This is a genomic window from Faecalimonas canis (assembly GCF_054601575.1).
In genome coordinates this window covers 32,440-57,541 of record NZ_BAAHSI010000020.1, presented here as the reverse complement: position 1 = coordinate 57,541, position 25,102 = coordinate 32,440, and the positions used below count along the sequence as shown (strand labels likewise).

Annotated in this window: 23 protein-coding genes; 1 reads left to right on the top strand and 22 read right to left on the bottom strand. The window is 37.1% G+C overall.

The window, feature by feature from the left end:
- Positions 1-44 precede the first annotated feature (44 nt).
- Genes ACYPXO_RS06270 through ACYPXO_RS06260 form a run of 3 tightly spaced genes read right to left on the bottom strand, consistent with a single transcriptional unit; the run spans position 45 to position 1,260 of the window.
- Positions 45-737 carry a TIGR01906 family membrane protein gene (locus ACYPXO_RS06270; protein WP_459639761.1) on the bottom strand — a complete coding sequence of 231 codons (693 nt, stop codon included), beginning with the start codon at positions 735-737 and terminating at the stop codon, positions 45-47.
- On the bottom strand, positions 734-1,087 hold the full coding sequence (locus ACYPXO_RS06265; RefSeq protein WP_459639760.1) for a hypothetical protein: 354 nt from the start codon (positions 1,085-1,087) through the stop codon (positions 734-736). The genes ACYPXO_RS06270 and ACYPXO_RS06265 overlap by 4 nt, the downstream gene beginning before the upstream one ends.
- Positions 1,084-1,260: a hypothetical protein gene (locus ACYPXO_RS06260; RefSeq protein WP_459639759.1), complete on the bottom strand. Its 177-nt coding sequence runs from the start codon at positions 1,258-1,260 to the stop codon at positions 1,084-1,086. Before ACYPXO_RS06260 ends, ACYPXO_RS06265 begins: the two co-directional genes overlap by 4 nt.
- 128 nt (positions 1,261-1,388) lie before the next feature.
- Between ACYPXO_RS06260 and ACYPXO_RS06255 the strand changes: the two genes are divergently transcribed.
- Positions 1,389-2,261 (top strand): LysR family transcriptional regulator, encoded by an 873-nt coding sequence (locus tag ACYPXO_RS06255; RefSeq protein ID WP_459639758.1) that lies wholly within the window; start codon positions 1,389-1,391, stop codon positions 2,259-2,261.
- A gap of 278 nt (positions 2,262-2,539) precedes the next feature.
- Here the strand turns inward: ACYPXO_RS06255 and ACYPXO_RS06250 are convergent, their stop codons facing one another.
- From ACYPXO_RS06250 to ACYPXO_RS06160, 19 genes are all read right to left on the bottom strand, one after another.
- A complete protein-coding gene (locus tag ACYPXO_RS06250; protein ID WP_459639757.1) occupies positions 2,540-4,912 on the bottom strand; it encodes an ATP-dependent DNA helicase in 2,373 nt (790 codons plus the stop codon).
- An 81-nt stretch (positions 4,913-4,993) separates the two neighbouring features.
- Positions 4,994-5,224 (bottom strand): HPr family phosphocarrier protein, encoded by a 231-nt coding sequence (locus ACYPXO_RS06245; RefSeq protein ID WP_459639756.1) that lies wholly within the window; start codon positions 5,222-5,224, stop codon positions 4,994-4,996.
- 121 nt (positions 5,225-5,345) lie between these two features.
- Positions 5,346-6,113 (bottom strand): TIGR03915 family putative DNA repair protein, encoded by a 768-nt coding sequence (locus ACYPXO_RS06240; protein ID WP_459639755.1) that lies wholly within the window; start codon positions 6,111-6,113, stop codon positions 5,346-5,348.
- On the bottom strand, positions 6,091-7,425 hold the full coding sequence (locus ACYPXO_RS06235; protein ID WP_459639754.1) for a putative DNA modification/repair radical SAM protein: 1,335 nt from the start codon (positions 7,423-7,425) through the stop codon (positions 6,091-6,093). The genes ACYPXO_RS06240 and ACYPXO_RS06235 overlap by 23 nt, the downstream gene beginning before the upstream one ends.
- A gap of 123 nt (positions 7,426-7,548) precedes the next feature.
- Positions 7,549-8,385: a P-loop NTPase gene (locus tag ACYPXO_RS06230; protein ID WP_459639753.1), complete on the bottom strand. Its 837-nt coding sequence runs from the start codon at positions 8,383-8,385 to the stop codon at positions 7,549-7,551.
- A 13-nt stretch (positions 8,386-8,398) separates the two neighbouring features.
- Positions 8,399-8,776 (bottom strand): RidA family protein, encoded by a 378-nt coding sequence (locus ACYPXO_RS06225; RefSeq protein WP_459639769.1) that lies wholly within the window; start codon positions 8,774-8,776, stop codon positions 8,399-8,401.
- Positions 8,777-8,824: 48 nt separating this feature from the next.
- A complete protein-coding gene (locus ACYPXO_RS06220; protein ID WP_459639752.1) occupies positions 8,825-10,231 on the bottom strand; it encodes an MATE family efflux transporter in 1,407 nt (468 codons plus the stop codon).
- A gap of 12 nt (positions 10,232-10,243) precedes the next feature.
- Positions 10,244-10,999, bottom strand: a complete 756-nt coding sequence (locus tag ACYPXO_RS06215) for a prolipoprotein diacylglyceryl transferase (RefSeq protein ID WP_459639751.1) — start codon at positions 10,997-10,999, stop codon at positions 10,244-10,246.
- Between the two features lie 111 nt (positions 11,000-11,110).
- Complete coding sequence (locus ACYPXO_RS06210) at positions 11,111-11,638, bottom strand: GNAT family N-acetyltransferase (protein WP_459639750.1); 528 nt, start codon at positions 11,636-11,638, stop codon at positions 11,111-11,113.
- Positions 11,639-11,640: 2 nt separating this feature from the next.
- On the bottom strand, positions 11,641-12,834 hold the full coding sequence (dnaJ, locus tag ACYPXO_RS06205; RefSeq protein ID WP_459639749.1) for a molecular chaperone DnaJ: 1,194 nt from the start codon (positions 12,832-12,834) through the stop codon (positions 11,641-11,643).
- 97 nt (positions 12,835-12,931) lie between these two features.
- Positions 12,932-14,800, bottom strand: coding sequence for a molecular chaperone DnaK (dnaK, locus tag ACYPXO_RS06200; protein WP_459639748.1), 1,869 nt, complete (start codon positions 14,798-14,800; stop codon positions 12,932-12,934).
- Between the two features lie 140 nt (positions 14,801-14,940).
- Positions 14,941-15,552 carry a nucleotide exchange factor GrpE gene (grpE, locus tag ACYPXO_RS06195; protein ID WP_459639768.1) on the bottom strand — a complete coding sequence of 204 codons (612 nt, stop codon included), beginning with the start codon at positions 15,550-15,552 and terminating at the stop codon, positions 14,941-14,943.
- Positions 15,553-15,579: 27 nt separating this feature from the next.
- On the bottom strand, positions 15,580-16,623 hold the full coding sequence (gene hrcA / locus ACYPXO_RS06190) for a heat-inducible transcriptional repressor HrcA (RefSeq protein ID WP_459639747.1): 1,044 nt from the start codon (positions 16,621-16,623) through the stop codon (positions 15,580-15,582).
- A 164-nt stretch (positions 16,624-16,787) separates the two neighbouring features.
- Positions 16,788-17,807, bottom strand: coding sequence for an alpha-hydroxy-acid oxidizing protein (locus tag ACYPXO_RS06185; RefSeq protein WP_459639746.1), 1,020 nt, complete (start codon positions 17,805-17,807; stop codon positions 16,788-16,790).
- An 83-nt stretch (positions 17,808-17,890) separates the two neighbouring features.
- Complete coding sequence (gene hemW / locus ACYPXO_RS06180; RefSeq protein WP_459639745.1) at positions 17,891-19,015, bottom strand: radical SAM family heme chaperone HemW; 1,125 nt, start codon at positions 19,013-19,015, stop codon at positions 17,891-17,893.
- Positions 19,016-19,097: 82 nt separating this feature from the next.
- Complete coding sequence (gene lepA / locus ACYPXO_RS06175) at positions 19,098-20,912, bottom strand: translation elongation factor 4 (protein ID WP_459639744.1); 1,815 nt, start codon at positions 20,910-20,912, stop codon at positions 19,098-19,100.
- A 34-nt stretch (positions 20,913-20,946) separates the two neighbouring features.
- Positions 20,947-21,933: a DNA polymerase III subunit delta gene (gene holA, locus ACYPXO_RS06170; RefSeq protein ID WP_459639767.1), complete on the bottom strand. Its 987-nt coding sequence runs from the start codon at positions 21,931-21,933 to the stop codon at positions 20,947-20,949.
- Positions 21,934-21,976: 43 nt separating this feature from the next.
- On the bottom strand, positions 21,977-24,172 hold the full coding sequence (locus ACYPXO_RS06165) for a DNA internalization-related competence protein ComEC/Rec2 (RefSeq protein WP_459639743.1): 2,196 nt from the start codon (positions 24,170-24,172) through the stop codon (positions 21,977-21,979).
- Complete coding sequence (locus ACYPXO_RS06160; protein ID WP_459639742.1) at positions 24,172-25,092, bottom strand: GerMN domain-containing protein; 921 nt, start codon at positions 25,090-25,092, stop codon at positions 24,172-24,174. Before ACYPXO_RS06160 ends, ACYPXO_RS06165 begins: the two co-directional genes overlap by 1 nt.
- Positions 25,093-25,102: the final 10 nt, after the last annotated feature.

Below are 25,102 nucleotides of genomic sequence, written 5' to 3'. Positions count from 1 at the left end.
TATTTCATTAAAGAAATTAATATATCTTAATTTATTAATAAGTTTCACTTATTTGATGTTTTTTCTCTGCGATAAACACAAACACTAATGGCAAAGCAGCCTAAAACTGCCGCTGCCGCAAAAATCCCTATCCGCACAGAAAAATCTGCAAAAAATCCTTCCGGAAGCATACGAATCATCAAATCTGTATCCGGATCTAAAAGCCACAAATCATTATCGAAAAAAATCTCATGGAATTTCACAAAGTATTTATTAAAATCCTGTGCAAATAAATATCCCATCCCTATTCCCATCACTGTAAACACACAAGTAATTCCCATATACCATTTAGCAAGAAGATTTTTCCATTTTACTTTTGAAAGAATCAACATCGCTAAACTCACTAACATTATAATAGCCGCAATATTCCTTGCCTGTATACCGGTAAGAAATATATTTTTCACATCTACCATATGTTGTTTTTCCCTGTCATTAAAAAACTCTCTTTCTTCACCTGACACTGTTGTCATCACAATCAAATCATCTCTTTTTCCATGCAGATAGTCCATCATCTCACGGGTAACCGACATTACATCTTCCATTTGCATATCCAAATCGTCTAACACATGATATTTTTCATATTCCTTCTCATAAAATCGGAAATCCATATAAATCGCCAACTCTGTGGAAGTAACAAGAAGAACAACGATTGCCGAAACCACGGTCAGACACGCAAATATTCTTTGTACTATTTTCATTCTCTTCCTTTCATTATATTAATAGCATTCTGTGCCTGTGCAACATCCGGCAAATCTTCCAGCATACAACAAGTATAGTAAGTACTCTGCCTCCTACTATGCGTTTCCCTGCTAAAAATAATCGTTCCATTACCATTTTTGTACAGTTTTATTTTCATCGGCGGAAGTTCATCCGGCATATATATTTCAATATCATTATCCACTTTAATCATTAACTTCTTATTTGTAACAACATAAATCGTTTTCCCTTTTGCAAACACATTACTGAAAAAACTGCTATACAATAAGAAAATCCCAATCAAGACAAACGGTACTCCAAAAACACAATATATAAGCGGTGCTTCACTCATAATAACAGAGCCTTCAGTAAAAGTGCAAATGCCGTCCAAAAAAGTGCAAACGGAAACATTACCTTATCTATGCTGGAAAATCTATTCTTCTTTCCCGGCTTTCCCCTCCACAAAACATATTCATCTTCTTCCAAATAGGAATTGATAAAATCCATTCCTTCCATGTATTCCATATTCTTCCCCTCGCTTTTTTCCATAAATTCATTATACCATTGTTATATCATATCGTCATTCTTTTTTTATCTTGTAATTCTCTCTATTATATCTTATAATACTTTTAGTTTTATAAGGAGGACTAATAATGGATATCAATTATGAATTATATAAAGTTTTTTACTATGTAGCAACCACATTAAGTTTCTCAGAAGCGTCAAAACAACTCTTCATTTCCCAATCTGCCGTCAGTCAGTCGATTAAGGCTTTGGAAAAAAAATTAGAGCAGACACTTTTTATCCGAAGTACAAAAAAAGTACAATTAACTCCTGAAGGGGAAATTTTACTTCGTCATGTAGAGCCGGCAATGAATTTAATCAAACGCGGAGAGGCTCAGATAATGGATTCTGTGTCTACCGGCGGACAAATCCGCATCGGTGCAAGCGACACTATCTGCCGTTACTTTTTAGTTCCTTATCTGGAAAAATTCCATAAAGACTTTCCAAATATACATATTAAAGTAACAAATCAGACTTCTCTAAAATGTGTCGATTTACTCGAAGCCGGACAGGTTGATTTAATTGTCACCAACTATCCAAATACAAACTTAGGAAATTTAGCGACAGTTAAAAAAATCAAAGAATTTAAAGACGTATTTATTGCAAATAATGATTTCAAAGAATTAAAAGGGAGAAAACTTTCTTTTAAAGAATTATTAAACCACCCTATTCTCATGCTTGACCGCAAGAGTACTACAAGTGAATTTCTGCACAGTCTTTTCCAGCAACAGCAACTTGACCTCGTACCTGAAATCGAATTGAGCAGTAATGACCTTTTAATTGACCTTGCACGTATCGGACTTGGAATTGCATTTATTCCTGACTATTGTGTACCAAAATCAAAAAATCTTTTTGTGGTAGACACAGAATATGAATTGCCGAAACGCCAGTTAGTTGTGGCACATAATGAACATGTACCGACATCTAAGGCTACCTTGGAATTTTTGAAGTATTTTGAATAAACTGTGAAACGGGACGTAGTTTTTTTAAGTTCACTACGTCCCGTTTTATGTTTTCCCCTGTACCTTTTCCAGAAATAACCTGTCCCTTTTTCCCTAATAACTCTGTATTTTCATTTTTAAACCACTCTAAAGCCCCAAAATACACCAATTTTCCATGCTCTATTATAAAATATCCAAAAACTTTTCTATCTTACTATAAAACATACGGTTTTTAAGGCTTTTCCTCACTTAATTTCAAAAAGGGACAGGGCAATTGGCAATTTGGAACACAGTGAATTTTAATTCGGGACAGTGTCTTTTTCAAGTTTACTACGTCCCCAAAACTTCTTCATCTCCCCTCCTACACTCTCCAGCGTGCATCTTTTTACATCTGCCCATTCTCTAGGAAAAATTTCCTGACATTGTCGCTGCAAAAATCTTTCATCCAACAACAAAATAACTCCTCTGTCTGTTTCCGTTCGGATTACTCTTCCCGCTGACTGTAATACCTTGTTCATTCCCGGATATAAATATGCATAATCAAATCCTTTTCCATTTTTCTTTTCAAAATATTGCCTTAAAATTTCCCGCTCATAGCAGATTTGTGGCAATCCTGTTCCTACAATAAATGCTCCCACCAGTTTTTCTTCCGTCAAATCAATTCCTTCTGAAAAAATTCCACCCATAACACAAAGCCCGAGCAAATTTCCTTCCCTTTCTTTTGAGAATTCTTCTAGAAACGCTTCTCTTTTTTGTTCTGTCATCATTTTTTCCTGCAAAAGACAAGTTGTTTCTTCCGTCAGTTTCTGTTCCAGTATTTCATATACATTTTCCATAAATTGATAAGATGGAAAAAAGGCAATGTAATTTCCCCTTTTTACTTTTAAAGTTTCTATAATATAGAAAGCAATTTTTTCATACGTTTGTATATTTCGTTTTGTGTATTTACTGCTCACATCACTTCCTATTAAAATTTCTCTGTTTTTTGTGTCAAAGGGTGAATTGACATAAATAGCATAATTATCTTTTTCTGTGCTAAGTAACTGTTTGTAATAATGTATCGGAAGAAATGTAGCTGAAAAGAAAATCGTACTGTTTCCTTTATCTAAAAAGTTTTGTAAATTTAATGCCGGATTTACACAAAAAAGTTTTAGTTTAAAATTTCCTTCCTCATCTAATTCTGTATAAATCGTATAATTTTCATCTAAAATATCATACACATTTAAAAACGTACGAACGTGAAAATAAAATTCCAATAACTCTTCTTTTACGTCTGTCCTTTCGCATTCTTCCATAAACCGTTCCAGTTCCATTAAAAGATTAGTCATACTGATAGAAAAATGCCCTACCGACTGATGTACCTGATATGTTTCGCACTCCCTTTTTAATTCCAGCAGTTGACGATTGCAAATATCGAGTTTTCTTTCTAATCTTTTATCTAAAAATTTTACAATCCGCTTCGCTTCTAAAAATTCTTCTTTATATATAGTAGCACTATACATTTCTCTTGCTCGTTCAACAAGATTATGTGCTTCATCAATAAGAAATAAATATTCTCCTTTTACTTCATCTGCAAAAAATCGACGTAAATGTGCATTCGGGTCAAAAACATAATTATAATCACAAATAACTGCATCCACCCATAATGCCACATCCAGCGACATTTCAAACGGACAGACCTCATATTTTTTTGCATAGATTTCTATATTTTCTCTGCTCATATCATCTGTTGTCGTAATCATATCGTAAACAGCCTGATTTACCCTATCATAATGCCCTTTTGCATATGGACACCTCTCCGGATTACATTCCTTGTCCTCGCAAAAGCAAATCTTCTCTTTCGCCGTCAATGTAACGACTTTATAATGAAGTCCCTGCTTTTTCAATAATTGAAAAGCTTGTTCGGCAACAGTTCTGGTAATTGTTTTCGCCGTCAGATAAAAAATCTTCTCACCCAATCCTTCTCCCACTGCCTTCACGGAAGGAAATACTGTTGCCATTGTTTTTCCTACTCCTGTCGGAGCTTGAATAAATAATTTCTTTCTCCGCAGTATTGTTTTATATACAGATGTGGCAAGTTCTTTTTGCCCCTTACGATATTCATAAGGAAAGTCTATCTGCTTAATAGACCTGTTTCTTTCCTTTTTCCAATCAATCTGAAATTCAGCCCATTTTTTATATTCTTCAATCAAATTATTGAACCATATCTCTAATTCTTCCAACAGATAATTTTCTTTGAATCGTTTTATCTCTTCCGTTTCCAAATGACAATACGTCATCTGCACAGAAATTTTTTCCAATTTTTTCTGTCTTCCATAGATGTATGCATAACATTTTGCCTGCGCAAGATGAACCGTTATCGGTTTTTCCACCTGCTCTAAATCACGAAAAACACCTTTTATTTCGTCAATTGTAATTTCTTCCTCCTCCACGATTCCATCAGCACGTCCTTCTACCTGCAAATCATAATTCTCTTCATACAGCACCATTTTCAAAGGAACTTCCGCATGGTAAGACGAACCCATTTGTCTTTGGATTTTACGATGCATTTTACTGCCCAGTTGCATAGCTTCTTTATCAGCAGTTCTCGATATACGATTGTCTATATCCCCTTCCCGCAAAATAAACTCTACAAGATTTCTCACGGAAATTTTTATCAATTCCTTATCCATAATATCCTCTTTTTAACTCTTTATACATATTATATCATAAACCAAAAGAGGAGAGAACAAAAGTTCTCTCCTCTTTCTCCTTTATGCCACACAATATTTTCGTATCGTTTTCTCAAACTCCGCATTTCTTTCTGCACATTTCACTGTCAAAACTTTTGTCAAGTCTAAACTCAACACGCCTAAGATAGATTTTGCATCAATAATGAATCTGTTGTAAGATATATCAATATCAAAATCGCATTTTTCTGCCGAAGTCACAAAATCTTTCACATCTGAAGTTTCTGACAATCTGATTTTATATTCGCTTTTCATGTACGAACCTTCTTTCTAATTCATCTCAAACTTTGTTTATTCGAAGCAACTGCTATTATCTCACATCCACTTTTCACCGTCAATAGCACTGTTCACTAATTTCTAACAAAACTCAACTCATTTATTGTGCAAACTCCACCATATTTTTACGATATTTTAGCGGTAAATGTTGTCTTTGTAACCGATAATTCTCTCTTTCCCTAATGGAAATACTCTCGCATACCCCTTTCCATAAACTTTCCATTTGTTTTTCCTTCTCAGAATATTGCGTAATTCTCACACTATCCGGTTTCTCCCCGATAACAAAAAACCAGTTTTTCTTCTTCCTGTGTATAATAGTCATATAATGTGACGCATCATAAATCATCCAGTTTTCCAACGGAAGCCGATTGGCAAAATGCCCTGCAATGCAGGTAAGAATTTGATTTTCCGGCTCTATTTCCGCAAACAGTATTCCATTTGAAAGTTCTCTAAACCTTAAAATTTCCTTGAAAAAATGTGCCTCATTCGACACTCTTCTACTTAATTCAAACACTCTTCGTACATCCTCATTCCCCAAATGCTCCATTATCCTCCTACTATTCGGAATATTTCTCGCCTCAATCATCATTCCCAATATAGCATCTCCTCTACCTGCATCATGAGAAAGAATTGCGTGATAAATTTCCCTGTAAGCCTCAAGCCCCAAATGTTTCCGAATCATATTCTCCACCGCAACTGCCTTATTTTCAGATTCTTCACTTTCCTCATATTCACAAAATAATTCTTGTTCAATATCTCCCTTTAATGCGATTCCTACCTGTTCTCTCGTTGGTTTCATTTTCCATGCATCATAAATTCCCGAATAAATACCCGTTATCGTATTCTCACAAATAAATACTTTTTTCATCAAAAATCTGTTCCTTTCTGAAATTCACATCATCAAATAAAGATAATTGCCTATAGGTCATCTGCTGAATATGAGCAGGAGTCTTCCCCTGTGCATCTAGCAAATTTCTCATAATATAGTTCTCTTCTATCTTAGTCGGATACATCATTTTGCCGTTGCAGGTAAGAAAATATAATGCTCTCTTTAAAACTACTCCCATTTTCTTCAAATCCTCAAAACTCAGCACTGCCGTTCTTCTCGCCTTAATAATTCGGGACGCAGACTTATGGGCTATCCCCGGTACACGCAAAAGTGTATGATAATCAGCCTTATTTATCTCTACAGGAAAATATTCTAAATGTTTCAACGCCCAGTTACACTTTGGGTCAAGTAATACATTAAAATTAGGATTTTCCTCTGAAAGCAATTCTCCTGCCTCAAACCCATAATAACGCAACAGCCAATCTGCCTGATACAATCTATGTTCGCGAAGAAGAGGCGGACCTTCATCCGTCTTTGTCGGCAGATTACAATCTTCGTTTACTTTTACAAACGCAGAATAAAACACTCTTTTTAATCCAAATTTCTTATATAAAGATTCTGCAACCTGCATTATTTGAAAATCAGTTTCCGGCGTTGCTCCAATAATCATCTGTGTGCTCTGTCCTGCCGGAACAAATCGAGGTGCATTTCTGTATACTGCCACTTCATGTTTATTTTCATTCCTTATATTTTGAACAAAACGCATAGGTTTCAATATATTTTCTCTTGTCTTATGTGGGGCAAGAAGGCGTAACCCTTGTGCAGTAGGCAATTCCAAATTCACACTCATTCTATCTGCCAAAAATCCTATTCTTTGTATCAATTCCTGACTCGCTCCCGGAATTGCCTTTACATGAATATAGCCTTGAAAATTATATTTTGTCCGCAATTTATAAAGCGTTTCGTACAAAAGCCCCATTGTATAGTCGGGACTTTTCAACACACCTGAACTCAAAAATAATCCTTCGATGTAATTTCTACGATAAAACTCCATTGTCAATGTACAGACTTCCTCCGGTGTGAAAGAAGTTCGCGGAACATCATTAGAAGAACGGTTTATACAATATTTACAGTCAAAAATACATTCGTTTGTAAACAAAATTTTCAACAAAGAAATGCAACGTCCGTCCGCTGAAAAACTGTGGCATATTCCCGATTTCACACAATTTCCAATTCCCCTACCGTCATTCTGTCTGTCTACACCACTTGAAGTACAGGCAACATCATACTTTGCCGCATCTGTTAATATATTTAGTTTTTCTTCTATAGACATTTTCTCTGCAATTCTCATACCGCACCTCGAATATATGTTCGTTTTCTCTATCTTATCATATCGAACGCACGTTTGCAACAACTTTCAAAAAGAAATTATTTTAGATACTAAAAAGGGTTACGTTTTCACGCAACCCTTTTCTTATACTAACTTTTCAATGGCATCTTTCAAATAATCATGATGTACCTCATAGAATTTTTCCTCTTCTACCATTTCCGCTAATTTTGGATCAATAGGCATTTTTCCAAGGACATCAATATTCAATTCTTTTGCAATCTCGTCCGCACGGCTCTCACCAAATACGGAAATTTTCTTTTTACAGTCAGGACACTCTAAATAACTGAAATTTTCTACAAGTCCTAAAACAGAAATGTCCATCTGTCTTGCCATATAATAGGCTTTTTTTACAATCATCTGCACTAAATCCTGTGGGGAAGAAACAATTACTACACTGTCAACAGGGAGTGATTGGAATACCGTGAGAGGAACGTCCCCTGTTCCCGGAGGCATATCTACGAAGAGATAATCTAAATCTCCCCAAAGCACCTCATTCCAAAACTGTTTTACCACTCCTGCAATAATCGGTCCTCTCCAAATAACAGGCGTATCTTCCGAATCTAACAAAAGATTCACAGACATAATTCTTGTCCCGTCTTTTGCGATACACGGAAACATACCCAATTCATTTCCAACTGCGTGTTCATGAATACCGTACATTTTCGGGATAGACGGTCCTGTAATATCTGCATCAAGAATACCTACCGAATATCCCTGTTCTCTCATCATTCTGGCAAGGGAAGCGGTTACCATCGATTTTCCTACTCCACCTTTACCACTGACAACTCCGATTACCTTTTTAACGTGTGTATATTCATTTGCCGGAACTTTTAAGTCCATCTTACTTGGACATGAGCCGGCGTGTTCACAGGATGAACAACTTTCCGGTGAACATGAACTATTCTTTTCCTGTTCTGCCATTTTATTTCACTTCCTATTCTTCTACTACTGCAATCATTTCTACTTCACAAAGCACGTTTTTCGGTAAAGTTTTTACTGCAACACAACTTCTTGCCGGTTTTGATGTGAAGTATTTTGCATAAACTTCATTAAATGCGGCAAAATCTGCCATATCGTTTAAAAAGCAAGTTGTTTTCAATACTTTGTCAAATGAACTTCCAGCTGCTTTTAAAACTTCTCCCGCATTTTTGCAAACCTGTTCTGTCTGACCTGCAATGTCATCTGCTTCAACAGTATCTGTTTCAGGATTAATTGCAATCTGACCTGCCGAGTAAAAAATCCCATTATGTACATATCCCTGCGAATATGGTCCTAATGCTTTTGGTGCTTTTTCTGTTGATACTATTCTCATCATTAAAATCTCCTTTATTTATAAATTTAAAATGCTCCTGCATCTTAGTTACGAAACATCTGCCAAATTATCACGGGTAACATCTTTCAACCATTTGTAACTGAAGAACCTCTTAATTGTAAATGGCAGTTTGATAATCTCATCACTCATTAGTATAACATAAACTACCGGTACACTACAATGAAAGATAAATGCCGCTGCCGCTCCTAAAAGAATCGAACATCCCCACATTGTTCCAACATCCAGTACCAGCCCGAATTTTGTATCCCCTCCTGAACGGAATACTCCCACAACAAGAGTACAGTTTACTGCCTGTGCAACCGCAAAATAGGACATAACAAAAAACATAAACACAAGGTAGCCCTGTGCTTCGTTAGATAAAGCCATAGTTGCATTCGCTATCGGTGCGGAAATCAAAATCACCGCTGCCCCCATAAGTCCCAAAATCAGACTTAAAACAGTAAATCTTTTTCCGTATGCTTTTGCATGTTCCAATTTCTTTTCTCCGATTGTTTTTCCTAAATAAATTGCTGTCGCATTGGAAATTCCGAACACAACAACTTGTGCCAACTGTCTTACGACCTGTGCAACCGAGTTGGCTGCCACCGCCGCACTTCCCAAATGCCCTATAATTGCTGTATTTGCCGAACTTCCCATACCCCACATCAACTCATTTAAAACAACCGGCATAGAATATACCAAATAGTCTTTTAATAACACTTTATCCGTATGCCATAAATCATACAGACGGATTTTGACTGTCTTATTTTTAAAGTGTGCATAACACATAACAATAATAAATTCTATAATTCTCGACAGCAGTGTTCCAATGGCAGCACCGCGTACACCTAACGGTTGAAATCCAAGCAGTCCGTAAATTAAAACTGCATTAATCGTAATATTTGCACAGAGAGAAATCATATATACGATAGTTGCAATTACAACTCTTTCGATACTTCGCATAATATTCAAATATACTTGCGTAAATGCCATAAAAATATATGAACATCCGACTATCCGCAAATATTTCACACCCTCTGCGATAACAGCCGGCTCACTTGTATAAATTTTCATTAACGGTTCAGGGAAAAATAACGCTCCCGCACCAAAAACAAGTGCAACAATGCATCCGAAACGAAGTCCCATTCCCAATATTTTTTCAATCGTTCTCGTATCGCCTTTTCCCCAATACTGTGCTGTCAATACTGTTGCTCCTGATGTGATTCCCATAAAAATCAACGTCATAATAAACTGAATCTGTCCCGCTAAAGACGCACCTGAAAGCACATCTTCTCCGACAGCACCAAGCATCATAACGTCTGCCGCCGTCACACCGACATTAATCAAATTCTGTAGTGCCATTGGTACAACAAGTACAAGTACACTTTTATAAAAATGTTTCCAATCAATATTTAATTCATTTTTTGTCTGCCGTTTTCTCACTCCGGTAAACATACTTCCCTCCTCTTAGTTATTCTGCTCTTTCTTTTTCAACATCGCCAATGCAATCAATCCTGCCGTAAGCATAAAAATAGAAATAAACTGGGAAGTCGATAAAATACTTACACTTCCACGCGGGTCATTTCTCAAACATTCAATCAAAAATCTGCCTATACTATAGAAAATCATATATGCCACAACGACAATACCGTCCTTTTTCTTCTTCCCTGCAATATAAAGCAACAGAAAAAAGTGCAGAAAATCCGCCCCGCTTGACAATAATTGTGTCGGAATTAAAGATACTCCATTTGGAGCAAACGGTGAGTCATGAAAAGTTATTCCATACCACGCGCTCGTTTCTCTTCCATAACAGCATCCTGCCAAGAAGCATCCTATTCTTCCAAATCCCTGTGCAAGCGCCAGCGACGGAACTGCCAAATCAAAATATTTAAGAACCGAAAGTTTCTTCCATTTACAATAAATATACGCGCCTACAATTCCACCAAGTATTCCTCCATAAACAACAAATCCTTCTGAAAAACTAAGCATAATCTTTGGATTTTCTAGAATACTATCAATTTCCGTAAGGAAAAACAGTAATTTTGCACCTATTACTCCACCGATAAGTCCCAAAATTCCCAGGCCGTATATATCATCTCCATTCAGCCCCCTTTTTTTTGCTCTTGATTCAGCAACTAAAAATGCTAAAACAATTCCGATTGCAATCATCAGACCATAACTGTACACCGTAACAGGCCCTATTTCAAATAATTTATATTTCATCTCTTCACCTCACTCGTTTCTTATTCTACATGAAAACAATAAAAAAATCTATTCCATTTCATACAAAAATTTCCCAAATGCCCGCATACCTGCCCGACATTCAGGAAATTCCTAGTTTACTTTTTCATATGCTAACCGTAAAGTATCCCCTGCGGTGTCTTTATAATCAACTACACCACAATAAGAAAATTCTTGCTTTTTCAAAAATTTTTGCATAGCCAGATTTTTCTTATGAGTATCTATTCTAAGACTTCCGCGATTTTTCTCCATGCATAATTTTTCCGCAAAAGAAATCATCTTCTCTGCAATATTTGTACCACGATAGTTTTCCGACACTGCCATACGGTGAATTGTCATGTATGGCTGTCCATCTGTCAGCCACCCCTGTCCGACAATCTCTTCATAACATTTTTCCGGTATGTCAGACACCACCATAACGCCTGCAATCCCATCATCACAAACTGCTACATAACATTCCCCTAAAACAATATCATGTCGAAATACTTCTTCATTCGGATAACCGTTCTGCCACTGATCCATATCGAATCCCCGCATAAACACTCTCGCATCCTCAATAATTTCCATTATTCTCGGCAAATCACTCTCTTTCGCTTTACGACATTCTACCTGCTTTCTCATGCTTAGTCCTCGAAAGTTTCTTTTAATTTATCCATAAACCCTTTTTTCTTTGGTTTTTTCTTTTCTTCTTCCGCTGCTGTCGGCTCTTCTTGATGTAAAGAGTTTCCTGTCAATGCATCAAATTTACGAAGTGCCTCTTTTGCTTCTGCACTTAATTTTTCCGGTGTCTGAATCACTAATGTCACATAATGATCGCCACGAAGTTGAGGGTTACGAAGAGAAGGAACTCCTTTTCCTTTTAGCCTTACTTTTGTATCTGTCTTTGTTCCCGGTTTCACTGTATAAATTACTTCTCCATCAACTGTCTTAATACGAACATCTCCACCTAATGCTGCCTGAGCAAATGTAATAGGTGCTGTTGAGAAAATATGTACATCTTGTCTTTGGAAAATAGGGTGTCTTGATACAGTAACTTCCACAAGTAAATCTCCTCTTGGACCTCCGTTTACTCCCGGTTCTCCTTTATCACGGATTCTTACGCTCTGCCCATTGTCAATTCCCGCAGGAATAGATACTTTGATTGTCTTTTTAACAGAAACATAACCTGTTCCGCCACAATCTGAGCATTTATCCTTAATAATCTTTCCACTTCCATGACAATCCGGACAAGTTTGTACGTTCTGTACCGTTCCAAAGAAAGACTGCTGTGTATATACAACCTGACCTTTTCCTCCACATTTTGAACAGGTTTCCGGACTTGTCCCCGGTTTTGCTCCTGTTCCATTACATGTTTTACAAGGTTCTTTTAAAATAACTTCCAGTTCCTTTTCACAACCAAAAATTGCTTCTTCGAATGTAATACGAACTCCTTTTCGGACATTTGCCCCTTTCATTGGACCATTATTTGCACGCCCTGAACGGCGTCCGCCTCCGCCAAAGAAATCTCCGAAAATATCTCCGAAAATATCTCCAAAATCCGCACTGCTAAATCCGCCGAAACCGCCTGCACCGCCTGCACCGCCACCTTCAAATGCAGCGTGTCCAAACTGATCATACTGACGGCGTTTTTCTGCGTCACTTAACACAGCATATGCTTCTGAAGCCTCTTTAAATTTCTTTTCTGCCTCTGCATCTCCCGGATTCATATCAGGGTGATATTTCTTGGCTAACACTCTATATGCTTTTTTCAGTGCCGCGTCATCAGCATTTCTGTCAACACCCAACACCTCATAATAATCTCTTTTTGTTTCAGCCATTTTCTATCTACCTTTCATATTTATTTACAAGGAAGTTCTGCGAAACCTGAATTTATTCAAATTCCGCAGAACACCTCCTTACTTATTCTTCTTAGAATTAAACTTCTTTGTAATCTCCGTCAACTACATCATCACCGTTAAATCCTTCCGGTGCCGGACCTGCCTGTTGTTCAGATGTTGGACCTGCTGCTCCGGCTGCTGCTCCAGCCTGCTCATACATTTTTGTAAATAACTGCTGTGCACTTGTCATTAATTTTTCTTTTCCGGCTTTAATTTCTTCAACCTGTGCGTCTGTAACATTTTCAGGTGTTGATTTTGCTAAAATATCTTTTAATGCCTGAATATCTGCTTCCACTGCTGCTTTTTCATTTGCGTCAATTTTATCTCCAACTTCGCTCAATGCTTTTTCTGTCTGGAAAATCATTGCGTCAGCATCATTTCTTGCATCGATTGCTTCTTTACGTTTTTTATCCTGTGCTTCAAATTCTGCTGCTTCTTTTACAGCCTTTTCAATATCGCTGTCTGACATATTAGAACCTGCTGTAATTGTAATATGCTGTTCTTTTCCTGTTCCCAAATCTTTTGCTGATACGTTTACGATACCATTTGCATCAATATCGAATGTAACTTCAATCTGAGGGATTCCACGTGGAGCAGGAGCAATTCCATCAAGTCTGAACTGTCCGAGTGATTTATTATCTCTTGCGAACTGTCTTTCTCCCTGTACAACATTAATATCAACTGCTGACTGATTATCTGCCGCTGTAGAGAAAATCTGGCTTTTCTTTGTTGGGATTGTTGTATTTCTTTCAATTAATCTTGTTGCAATACCACCCATTGTTTCAATAGATAATGAAAGTGGTGTTACATCAAGTAAAAGGATGTCACCTGCACCGGCATCTCCTGCTAATTTACCACCCTGAACAGATGCTCCTAATGCAACACATTCATCTGGGTTTAATGATTTACTTGGTTCTTTTCCTGTTAATTGTTTTACTTTATCCTGAACAGCCGGAATACGTGTAGAACCACCTACTAATAATACCTGACCTAATTCAGATGCTGTAAGTCCTGCATCTGATAATGCTCTTGTTACAGGTTCAGCAGTTCTCTCAACTAAGTCGTGTGTTAATTCATCAAATTTTGCTCTTGTAAGGTTCATATCAAAATGTTTTGGACCTTCTGCTGTTGCTGTAATAAATGGTAAGTTAATGTTTGTTGTTGTTGCAGAAGAAAGTTCTTTTTTCGCTTTTTCTGCTGCTTCTTTTAATCTCTGAAGTGCCATTTTATCTGTAGATAAGTCAACGCCTTCCATACGTTTAAATTCTGCTAACATATAATCTGTGACTTTTTGGTCGAAGTCATCACCACCAAGTTTATTATCTCCTGCTGTCGATAATACTTCGATAACTCCGTCACCGATTTCAATGATAGAAACATCAAATGTACCACCACCAAGGTCATATACCATGATTTTCTGTTCTTTTTCGTTATCAAGACCATACGCAAGTGCTGCTGCTGTTGGTTCGTTAATAATACGTTTTACATCAAGACCTGCGATTTTACCTGCATCTTTTGTTGCCTGACGCTGAGCATCGTTGAAGTAAGCAGGAACTGTGATAACTGCTTCTGAAACTTTTTCTCCTAAATAACTTTCAGCGTCTGCTTTTAATTTCTGAAGTACCATTGCTGAAATTTCCTGTGGAGAATATTTTTTCTCATCAATGGCTACTTTGTAATCTGTACCCATTTCTCTTTTAATAGATGAAATTGTTTTATCTGCGTTTGTTACAGCCTGACGTTTTGCAGGTTCACCAACTAAACGTTCTCCTGTTTTTGTGAATGCAACAACAGACGGTGTTGTTCTTGCCCCTTCTGTATTTGCAATTACTGTAGGCTGTCCACCTTCCATAACTGCTACACAACTGTTTGTTGTTCCTAAATCAATACCAATAATTTTTCCCATGATTAAATTCCTCCTAAATTCTGAATCACTATATACTTCTAATAAGGAAGTCCGAATCACTAGGCTCATAAAATATCTCGCCAAATTTCCTCGGACAACCTTCGCACTAAGTTCGAAAACACCTCACTAAGTGCTTTGGTTTAGTTTGCTACTTTTACCATACTGTGACGAACTACGCTTTCTCTGTAAGTGTAACCTTTCTGAAATTCTTCCACCACAATATTTTCTCCGAGTTCTTCATCTTCAACGTGCATAACTGCGTTATGAAAATCAGGATTGAACCCTGTTCCCACTGCTTCAATCGGTTTTACTCCGATTTCTTCCAATGTAGTCATGATTTGTTTGTAAATCATCTCCATTCCAGCTACAAAAGAATCATCTTTCTTATCTTCCGGAACTGCTGCCAACCCTCTTTCAAAGTTATCCACAACCGGTAAGATTTTTTCAACTACCTCTTTTGCTCCAACTTCGTACATCGCTGTTTTTTCTTTCTCTGTACGTTTGCGATAATTATCAAACTCTGCCATTTGTCTTGTTAATTTATCTGTTAAGTCCTCAATCTGCTCGTCTTTCTTGTCTTTCTTAGGTTTGCGTTTGAATAACTTTTTGTCTTTCTTATCTTCTGTTTCTTCGTCTGTTTCAGTTTCTTCTACTTCCACATCCTCCACGGTTTCTTCAGTTTCCTCATTTTCTAACTGAGCGTTTTTCTTCGCTTCTTCCACCGCTTCTTTTACCATTTCTTCATTACTCATCTTTTTATCCACCGGTGTTCCACCTTTCTAATGTTCTTTATGAAATATCGCATCCAACTCTGCCATAAGTGTTTTCAGCGTCCTCATTACATTTTCATAATCCATTCGTTTTGGTCCGATAATTCCTATCGTTCCCTGCATTCCTTCTCCCAATTCATAGGTTGCCGTTACAACACTGCAATCTTTCATTGTCTGTACAGGAGTTTCATTTCCTATATATACCTGAATACCTCTATTGCCTTCACTGGAAAGTGTTTCCGTTACAAGACTTGCCAACTGCTGTTTTTCTTCAAATGCGCTGATAATTTCCTGTGCACTTTGGTTATCACTCAATTCAGGATATTTGAAAATGTTGGTTGCTCCACTTGTGTAGATTTCTAAATCATTGTCTATCTGTATTGCCTCTGCAACCGCATCTAACACTTCGCTGATAACTTCACTATGGATACCTGCCTGTTCTTTCAGTCTTGCTATCATTCCAAGATTGATTTCTTCAATAGACATTCCGTTCAGGTTTGTATTCAGCAACATATTTAATTTCAATAATGTTTCATTTCCTAAACACTCTGATACGGTCACAATCTTATTCTTAATGATATTTCCTTCCATTACAATAACGGCAATAATCTGGTTCTCATCTACTTGTGACAGCTGAATGAACTTTAGTTTATTCCTATTATAAGTTGGAGCAGAAATCATTGTCGCATAATTGGTACTGTTCGCCAGTACCTTCGCCACCTGCTTTAATAACTGATCCATCTTATCTGCCTTTTCGAGCATCTGCTCTTTCATGCCGGTGACTTCCTGCTCTTTTTCTTCCATCAGCATATCGACATAAAGTCTGTAACCTTTATCCGAAGGAATTCTTCCTGCCGATGTATGAGGTTGAATAATGTAGCCTAAATCTTCCAAATCAGCCATCTCATTTCGTATTGTCGCAGAACTTAAATTCAAGTCTGTATATTTTGAAATTGTTCTTGAGCCAACCGGTTCACCTGTTTCTAAATACGTTTTGATGATTGTCTGAAGAATTTTCATCTTTCTCGCATCTAGTTCCTGATTTGACTTCATCTCTTACCTCCTTTTCGTTTTATTAGCACTCATAACTTTCGAGTGCTAACACCTTACGAATATTAAGATAGCACTATGTTTTTCGTTTGTCAACAGTGTTTATATATTTTTTATAGTTTTTATTATCAAAAAAGACATGAGTTTTCCCCATGCCTTTTCTCTTCCTAAGGACGCCAAATCATTTCTTTCGTAATTTCTTTCAATGCATTTGCCCCACACATTTCCATTGCATCTGCAAGTTCCTGTCCTATTTTTTCAATATATAATTTTACGCCTTCTTCTCCTCCACCGTATAAAGCCGTTACAAATGGTCTGCAAATAATGACGCCGTCCGCTCCTAAAGCAAGTGCCTTAAATACATCCGCTCCCGAACGGATACCTCCGTCCACAAAAATTTTCATTTTCCCTTTGACTGCATTTGCAATTTCTTCAAGCACTTCCGCTGTTGCAGGACACTGATCAAGCACTCTTCCGCCATGATTAGAAACAACAATTGCATCTGCTCCCGCAGACTCTGCTTTCAATGCTCCACGAACGGTCATAATTCCTTTTACGATAAACGGAGCATATGTACTTTTTGCAATGCGATGTAATTCCTCCACTGATTTTTTCCCTGCTCCTGAATTTTCCGCCTGTAAAAACGGTAATCCTGACGCATCTATATCCATTGCTACCGCAAATGCACCTGACGCATCTGCCAATTTTATTTTTTCTTGAATTTTCTCCATATCCCACGGCTTTATTGTCGGAATTCCGATTCCATTTGCTTTTTTAATTGCTTCTGTAGCCACTTTCATAACATTCTCATTTACACCGTCCCCTGTCATCGCCGCAATTCCCGCTTCTGCACAAGCTGAAACTAAAATGTTATTGTAAGATTCATCATTATATTTTTTCCCATAATGTAAATTAACCGCACCTACCGGACCTGCAAATAACGGATAGCGAAAAGTTTTTCCAAAAATATTAAATGTTGTATCTGCTTTTTGATTTTTTCCAATCGTATCCATCTGCAGACGAATATCCTTCCACTTTTCATAATTGCGTATAGCGGTATCGCCTGCTCCTTTTGCTCCCGGTCCGGGCATCTGATTTTTGCACGCTTTTCCGTTACATACCGGGCAGGCTTTGCAGTACGGACCGACTTCTTGTCTTGCCTGTTCTAACAGTTCATTATATGTCATGTTTCTCTCTCCTTTGTAGTTTCCATTATCTTATGAAATATATTATATCTGATTTTAATAAGAACGTCAAAATCCGTGTATATCTACGATAGTATCTCAGCAAACACATAATTACTGATGTCAATTCCTTTATCTGTCAAACGAATTCTTCCTTCCTTTTCCTCTAAAAACCCCTGACAAATCATTTTTTCTATCTGCTCTCCACAAAAAGATTCCACTTCCCTTTTTAAAATTCCTTGCATTTTCCGCAAACCTAAAAAAATCGTTTCTTCCAATTCCTCTTCTTTTGTCAGAACTTCTCTGTTTTCTATTCTCTTTTCTTCATTATCAGCACATTGTAAATATATTTTCATCTCACTTGTATTTTGAAAACGTACATTTCCTATAAGAGAGGACGCTCCAAGCCCCAACCCTAAATATTCTTTTCTCTCCCAATAACCTAGATTATGTCTGCAAGCATACCCTTTCTTCGCATAATTGGAAATTTCATATCGTTCATATCCCGCTTCTTTAAGCCACTCCTTCGTTTTTTGATAAATCATACGCTCTTCTTCCTCACTTGGAAGTTCTTCTTTCTTGCTTCCGTCCTCACCATACATTTTTTCAAAAGGTGTTCCTTCTTCTACAATCAAACTATATGCTGAAATATGTTCCGGTTGCAATTTTAAAATCTTATCTACCGTACTTTTCCAACTTTCCACTGTCTGATTAGGAATAGCAGAAATCAAATCAATATTGATATTATCAAATCCTTCCTCCCGAGCCAGCATATAACTTTCCAAAAACTCTTCATATGTATGTATTCTTCCAAGTTTCTTTAACTCTTCATTGTTAGCAGATTGTAGACCGAAACTGATGCGGTTTATTCCCGCACGCTTGTACGCCTGCATTTTTTCTCTCGTCACTGTTCCCGGATTTGCTTCAATTGTAATCTCACTTTCATCATCCAGTCCAAATCTTTCTCTAATTGCCTCAAAAATTCGCTCTATCTGTTCTCCTTCTAAAACAGACGGCGTTCCGCCACCCACAAAAATAGTAACCACCTGATACATCTCTTTCATACTTTCAACCGATTTTATCTCACGGATAAGAGCCTGCACATACTCCTCTATTGTTTCTTTATTTGCCGGTCCTGATAAAAAATCACAATATGCACACTTTTTCACACAAAATGGAATGTGAATATATAATTCTAAATCTCTTCTCATCTTCATACCCTCCAAAAAGGGACGGGGTAAACTTCAATTGGGGACGTAGCATTTCTTCATTTTACTACGTCCCCAATTGAAGTTATTTATCGTCCAGTTTCAATACACTCATAAATGCTTTCTGTGGAATTTCTACATTTCCCACCTGACGCATTCTCTTCTTTCCTTCTTTTTGTTTCTCTAACAGTTTTCTCTTACGGGAAATATCTCCACCGTAACATTTCGCGAGTACGTCTTTACGCATTGCTTTTACCGTTTCTCTTGCAATAATTTTGCTTCCCACAGCAGCCTGAATCGGTATTTCAAACAACTGTCTTGGTATTTCTTCTTTTAATTTTTCACACATTTTTCTTCCACGTTCATAAGCACTTCCACTAAATACAATAAAAGATAAGGCATCCACTTCTTCTTTATTAATAAGAATGTCCAGTTTAACCAGTTCGGATTTTTCATAACCGAGCATTTCATAATCAAATGAAGCATATCCTCTTGAGCGTGATTTTAATGCATCAAAGAAATCATAAATAATTTCATTTAATGGTAAATGATAATGAAGAACCGCTCTTGTTTCTTCAATATATTCCATTCCCTGATATACGCCTCGTCTTTCTTGGCAAAGATCCATTATAGCCCCGATAAATTCTGAAGTAACCATAATTTCCGCTTTTACCATAGGTTCTTCCATGTAATCGATTTCCGCAGGATCCGGAAGATTTGATGGATTTGTTAAATCAATAACCTCCCCATTCGTTTTATGCACTTTATAAATAACGCCCGGTGCTGTTGTTACCAAATCTAAATTATATTCTCTCTCTAAACGTTCCTGAATGATTTCCAAATGAAGTAACCCTAAAAATCCGCATCGGAAACCGAATCCCAACGCAATAGAGGTTTCCGGTTCAAATTGAAGTGCGGCATCATTTAACTGTAACTTTTCTAAGGCATCTCTTAAATCCTGATATTTTGCTCCGTCTGCCGGATACATACCGCAATACACCATCGGCTGTACTTTCTTATATCCCGGAAGAGCCTCTTTACAAGGATTTGCCGCATTTGTGATTGTATCACCAACTCGTGTATCTTTTACATTTTTAAGGCTCGCTGTAATATAACCAACCATTCCCGCACTCAGTTCATCACAAGGAATAAACTGCCCTGCTCCAAAATATCCAACTTCCACAACTTCTGCTTTCGCTCCGGTTGCCATCATCTGAATAGTTGTTCCTTTTTTCACTGTTCCTTCTTTAATTCGGCAAAATACAATAACCCCTTTATAAGAATCATACACAGAATCAAAAATCAATGCTTGCAAAGGTGCGTTGGCATCCCCTGTCGGCGCCGGAATTTTCTCCACAATCTGTTCAAGAACATCATCTACATTTAACCCTGTTTTCGCAGAAATACGCGGTGCATCTTCCGCCTCAATTCCAATAACATCTTCAATTTCTTCTATTACTCTTTCCGGCTCTGCACTAGGCAAATCTATCTTATTGATAACCGGCATTACATCTAAGTCATGGTCTAACGCTAAATATACATTTGCCAATGTCTGTGCTTCCACACCTTGCGCGGCATCAACTACAAGAATCGCACCGTCACAAGCAGCAAGACTTCTTGATACTTCATAGTTGAAATCCACATGCCCCGGTGTATCAATTAAGTTAAAAATGTATTCCTCACCATTTTTCGCACGGTAAACTGTACGAACTGTCTGTGCTTTAATTGTAATCCCTCGTTCTCTTTCCAGTTCCATATTGTCAAGAACCTGTGACTGCATCTCCCTACTTGTCAAAAGTCCTGTCTTTTCAATAATACGGTCTGCCAAAGTTGACTTGCCGTGATCTATATGTGCAATAATGCAAAAATTTCGTATTTTACTCTGTTCTATTCCTGCCACGTTTGTTCCTCCATTACTCTAATCTAATTGACTATTATACACTATTTGAAGAGTATTTGACAATGAAAAGTTCCACCGCCAGCACATCTTGTAATCGCCCTGTTTTTACTCTTTCTTCTATATCCACACTATCCTCAAGAATGTTTCTCAGTTCTTTCTTGGAAAATCGTCTTGACTGTTCTATATATTTTCCAACGGCAAATGGATGAAGACCCGATTTAGATGCAATCGACTTTTTATCATATCCCTGCCCCGTCATTTCTTTTACTTCCATCAAAAGACGAAACTGTCTGGAAAGAAGATATAAAATTCTCATTGCCGGTTCTTTTAATGCAAGTAAATCATAATATCTGTCCAACGCTCTTTTCTGTTTTTTCTCCGCAACCGCATTTACCATATCAAAAATCTCGTTTGTAATCTGTGTTGTACAAATTGCGTCTATATCTTCTATTTGTATGACTTCTTTATCCAATGTATAGCAAAACAATTTTTCCATTTCTTTCTGCAAATTTTCCATATCTGTTCCGCATTTGGACAGTAAATAATAAATGGAGGATTCCGTAATCTGTTTTCCTTCTTTTTTTACATTTCCGTAAATCCATCGCGCAAGCGTCTTTTCATCCTGTCTGGCAAGTTCCACAATTCTTCCCTTGTCTTTTACCGCTTTAAACAATTTGCTTCTTTTGTCCAGTTCCGTTTCCACAAAAACAAAATAGGTCGTTTCAGGAATATCTTTCATATATTCTGCAAGTTCAGGCGTAGCATTTTTAAAAAATCCTGAATTTTCAATAACAATCAATCTCCGTTCGCTAAAAAAAGGCATCGTTTCCGCCAAGTCAATAATTTCCCTGACATCTATTCCTTTTCCTTCATAATACGCATAATTCATTGTATCTTCTTCAGAAATCAACGCCTTTGTCAGTCTGTCTTTATATTGCTTTTTTAAATAATTTTCTTCCCCGAACAGAAGATAAACCTGCTTAAATTTTCCCGTCTTTAAATCTTCATTCAGACTTTTCATCATTCTTACCTCGCATATATTCTCTTTTCAGTATAATCAAATCTTATTTTTTCTGCAAGGAAAATAAATAACACTCCAACTCCATTTCCTTTCCATCTGTCTTTATCGTCACACTCCCATTTTCTTTTGTACCGTATACTTTTATATTGTCTTTTTCGAGCCTTTGTAATAATTCTTTATGAGGGTGGCCGTAGGAATTTTTTCTTCCACTGGAAATAAGTCCGATTTTTACCCAAACTTTATTCAAAAATTCTTCCTTCGTAGAATATTTTGAACCATGATGTGCAACCTTCAGTACATCATACGTTGTTCTTATCGCATCCTGCAACTTATCCTCGCCTTCCCCCTCCACATCTCCTGTAAATAATATATCAAATTCTCTATACTGTAAGGATAGTACCATGGAACTTGCATTCCCCACTTTTCCCTCGTAATTATTCCCTGGAAAAACACACTCTAACTTCATTTCTCCCTCTGTCATTTTTTCTCCTTGCTCCAAAATAAACACTCTTGTTCCATAATGTAACGCCTTATTTGCCAGTTTTGTCAATGTTTTATCCCATACCACTTTTGTCGGAAGAACAAGATTTTCAATAATAACTCCTCTCTTCTGTCTTTCTAGCATTTCATCGATTCCACTTAAATGGTCCAAATCTCCGTGGGAAATAAAAATATAATCTAATTTTTCCACCCCTTTCGCCTTCAGAAAAGGTTCTATCCGATATTTACCAACATTTTTCACATCACTGCTACCCCCGTCAATCAAATAAGTCGTTCCCAAAGGTCCACGCAGGAAAATACCATCTCCCTGCCCCACATCTAGCATCGTTATTTCCAACTGTCCTTTAGAAAAATGCTGCGGAATAACAACTAGAAAAATACTGAAGAAAAACAGTATTTTTCTGTATCGTTTCTCCACTTTTTCTTTCCTTTTCATATGTAGTACAAAAAGAAATAAAAGCAAATAGCAGCATACCACTTGCCACCCCTCTGGTCTTCCTAAAACAATTCTTGGGTTTGGAAGTTCAATTATCCTTTCGCACAAATGATTATATATCATCAGAAAAAAACTGCTCCCCTTCAACATCCACATACCAAAAGATTGCCAAAAGAAACTGATAGCCACCCCAAAAAACGCCAATCCAAGTAAAAACGGCATAAGCGGGATAACAATCATATTTAAAAAAAGGGCATAAGTCGGCACTTCAAAAAAGAAGTAAAGTGTAATCGGAAGCAAAAACAATTGAATTGCCAAACTGAAATAAATCGGTTCCATCCATTTCTTCCCACAGGAAAATAACATTTCTAAAATCGGTTTCAGCAAAATAATACCAAAAACCGCACCGAAAGAGAGTAGAAATCCCGCATCGAAAAAATACTGCGGACGCCAACTGATAATTATAGCGGCCGTCACGCTAAGACTTGTCGACAAGTCATATACTCTCCCCGTTATATCTGCTCCAATTTTTACAACAAACATTAAGAATGCTCTAAGCGTAGATACCCCCGCTCCCGTCATTATCGTATACAATGCAAGAAAAATACCAACCAATCCCCCTGCTACTTTGCAGGATATTCCTATTTTCCGTAAACCGCTATAAAATAAAGTTCCGATAAAAGACAGATGAAGACCGGATATTGCCAAAATATGCCCAATACCATTTACCTGATATAACTCTTTCCACTTCGGATTCACCTCACTTTTTTCACCCAGCAATATAGCGCTTATCATACCTCCCTTTTCTTCTCCCAGTGCGTTGTGTACAATTTGATAACATTTCTCACGAAAAATTGACAACTGATTTCTTATCTTCCAAACTTTCCCCGATAATACTCTTAATTTTGCAGAAAAAACGGACATAGAAATTTCCTGCTTTTCATAATAAAATTTCTGATTAAAATTCCCGAAATTTCTAGGTACGTCAAAAAAACGAAGCGTTCCCCCTACAAAAACTTGATTACCGAGTGCGAGATTCTTCTTCTCTTTGTCATAAACTGTTATTTTTATCTTTTCTAATTTGTGATTTCGATACTGAATATACGCATCTTTCAGATATAAGATTTGCCCGTTAGAACTTTTTTCTTTTCGATAAATCTGTCCCGATACATTAACCTGCTTTCCCTCAAAAGCCTTAAATAACTCTGTGACGGGAACCATTTTCCTTATTCCCGCCACGAGTAAAAAAATCTGAGTAGTGATAAGAACAGTACAAACCATACAAAGTGGTCTTTTTCTCATTACTTTTGCTCTACTAATTCCACATTCCTGTCAAGAGGCTCATTTAAATAAACAATCTCTTGAAATTTTACCGATGTTTTCCCTTCCACCGCAATCTGTACACGGCTCGCTTTCCCGTTACTGATTAACGAATTAACAATACCGTAAATAGTTACCCTTGGCTCAACGTCATACTTCTGCTCTAAAAACTGCTTGTCAAAGTTCACATAACATATTCCGTCTTTTATCGATACATTCAATACCTTTACCTGTGGAGATAAAAGTTGTTTTGCCCCGCTCATCTCAGGTCCTTCCATTAACTGCTCAATAACCAATTTCTCTATAGATGTATCCCCTGAATATCTTACATTCACTTTTTCAGAAACAAGCCTGTCCCCTTTTTCATTTGGAAAAAATAGCGTTAAAGTCGTCTGCTGACTTGATTTCAATGCGTTTTTTGTATCTCGCACGAAAGAGTCCGCTTTCATAAATCCTACAATATCACCACTTTTTGTTTTGAGTGGTTCTTTGCCGATATAAAATGCTACTTTTTCAATTCCCTCAATCTGCGTCAAAGATTGTACAATGGATGCACGGCAAAGAATTTCCGGCACCTCTTCTAACTCTGCATATTTTTCATTCATATAAATATGAACTTCATTTGCTTTTACTTCTGCTTTTTTTATCTTTACTTTAGATGGAATAGAAGCCTTCACTTCAATATCCTCCGGTGTTTCTGCCAATTTTTCAAGCATTTTATCCACCGCTTTTTTAGGTGTCTTTTCTTTTATCTCATAAGATTCCTTTTCCAGTGCCGTCCCCTCCATATTCACATAATATAGAAAAGGACCTTTCCCTTCTTTTTCCTCTTTCGATTGGCAGCCCGACAAAAGCACAAGCATTAATAAACCTATTATTACTATTATTTTCTGCCTCTTCATATACTTTCCC

Excerpts from the sequence above, each read along its gene's own strand:
- ACYPXO_RS06270 (WP_459639761.1), bottom strand. The coding sequence starts at position 737 with ATGAAAATAGTACAAAGAATATTTGCGTGTCTGACCGTGGTTTCGGCA.
- ACYPXO_RS06265 (WP_459639760.1), bottom strand. The coding sequence starts at position 1,087 with ATGAGTGAAGCACCGCTTATATATTGTGTTTTTGGAGTACCGTTTGTC.
- ACYPXO_RS06260 (WP_459639759.1), bottom strand. The coding sequence starts at position 1,260 with ATGGAATACATGGAAGGAATGGATTTTATCAATTCCTATTTGGAAGAA.
- ACYPXO_RS06255 (WP_459639758.1), top strand. The coding sequence starts at position 1,389 with ATGGATATCAATTATGAATTATATAAAGTTTTTTACTATGTAGCAACC.
- ACYPXO_RS06250 (WP_459639757.1), bottom strand. The coding sequence starts at position 4,912 with ATGGATAAGGAATTGATAAAAATTTCCGTGAGAAATCTTGTAGAGTTT.
- ACYPXO_RS06245 (WP_459639756.1), bottom strand. The coding sequence starts at position 5,224 with ATGAAAAGCGAATATAAAATCAGATTGTCAGAAACTTCAGATGTGAAA.
- ACYPXO_RS06240 (WP_459639755.1), bottom strand. The coding sequence starts at position 6,113 with ATGAAAAAAGTATTTATTTGTGAGAATACGATAACGGGTATTTATTCG.
- ACYPXO_RS06235 (WP_459639754.1), bottom strand. The coding sequence starts at position 7,425 with ATGAGAATTGCAGAGAAAATGTCTATAGAAGAAAAACTAAATATATTA.
- ACYPXO_RS06230 (WP_459639753.1), bottom strand. The coding sequence starts at position 8,385 with ATGGCAGAACAGGAAAAGAATAGTTCATGTTCACCGGAAAGTTGTTCA.
- ACYPXO_RS06225 (WP_459639769.1), bottom strand. The coding sequence starts at position 8,776 with ATGAGAATAGTATCAACAGAAAAAGCACCAAAAGCATTAGGACCATAT.
- ACYPXO_RS06220 (WP_459639752.1), bottom strand. The coding sequence starts at position 10,231 with ATGTTTACCGGAGTGAGAAAACGGCAGACAAAAAATGAATTAAATATT.
- ACYPXO_RS06215 (WP_459639751.1), bottom strand. The coding sequence starts at position 10,999 with ATGAAATATAAATTATTTGAAATAGGGCCTGTTACGGTGTACAGTTAT.
- ACYPXO_RS06210 (WP_459639750.1), bottom strand. The coding sequence starts at position 11,638 with ATGAGAAAGCAGGTAGAATGTCGTAAAGCGAAAGAGAGTGATTTGCCG.
- dnaJ (WP_459639749.1), bottom strand. The coding sequence starts at position 12,834 with ATGGCTGAAACAAAAAGAGATTATTATGAGGTGTTGGGTGTTGACAGA.
- dnaK (WP_459639748.1), bottom strand. The coding sequence starts at position 14,800 with ATGGGAAAAATTATTGGTATTGATTTAGGAACAACAAACAGTTGTGTA.
- grpE (WP_459639768.1), bottom strand. The coding sequence starts at position 15,552 with ATGAGTAATGAAGAAATGGTAAAAGAAGCGGTGGAAGAAGCGAAGAAA.
- hrcA (WP_459639747.1), bottom strand. The coding sequence starts at position 16,623 with ATGAAGTCAAATCAGGAACTAGATGCGAGAAAGATGAAAATTCTTCAG.
- ACYPXO_RS06185 (WP_459639746.1), bottom strand. The coding sequence starts at position 17,807 with ATGACATATAATGAACTGTTAGAACAGGCAAGACAAGAAGTCGGTCCG.
- hemW (WP_459639745.1), bottom strand. The coding sequence starts at position 19,015 with ATGAGAAGAGATTTAGAATTATATATTCACATTCCATTTTGTGTGAAA.
- holA (WP_459639767.1), bottom strand. The coding sequence starts at position 21,933 with ATGAAAAGTCTGAATGAAGATTTAAAGACGGGAAAATTTAAGCAGGTT.
- ACYPXO_RS06165 (WP_459639743.1), bottom strand. The coding sequence starts at position 24,172 with ATGAGAAAAAGACCACTTTGTATGGTTTGTACTGTTCTTATCACTACT.
- ACYPXO_RS06160 (WP_459639742.1), bottom strand. The coding sequence starts at position 25,092 with ATGAAGAGGCAGAAAATAATAGTAATAATAGGTTTATTAATGCTTGTG.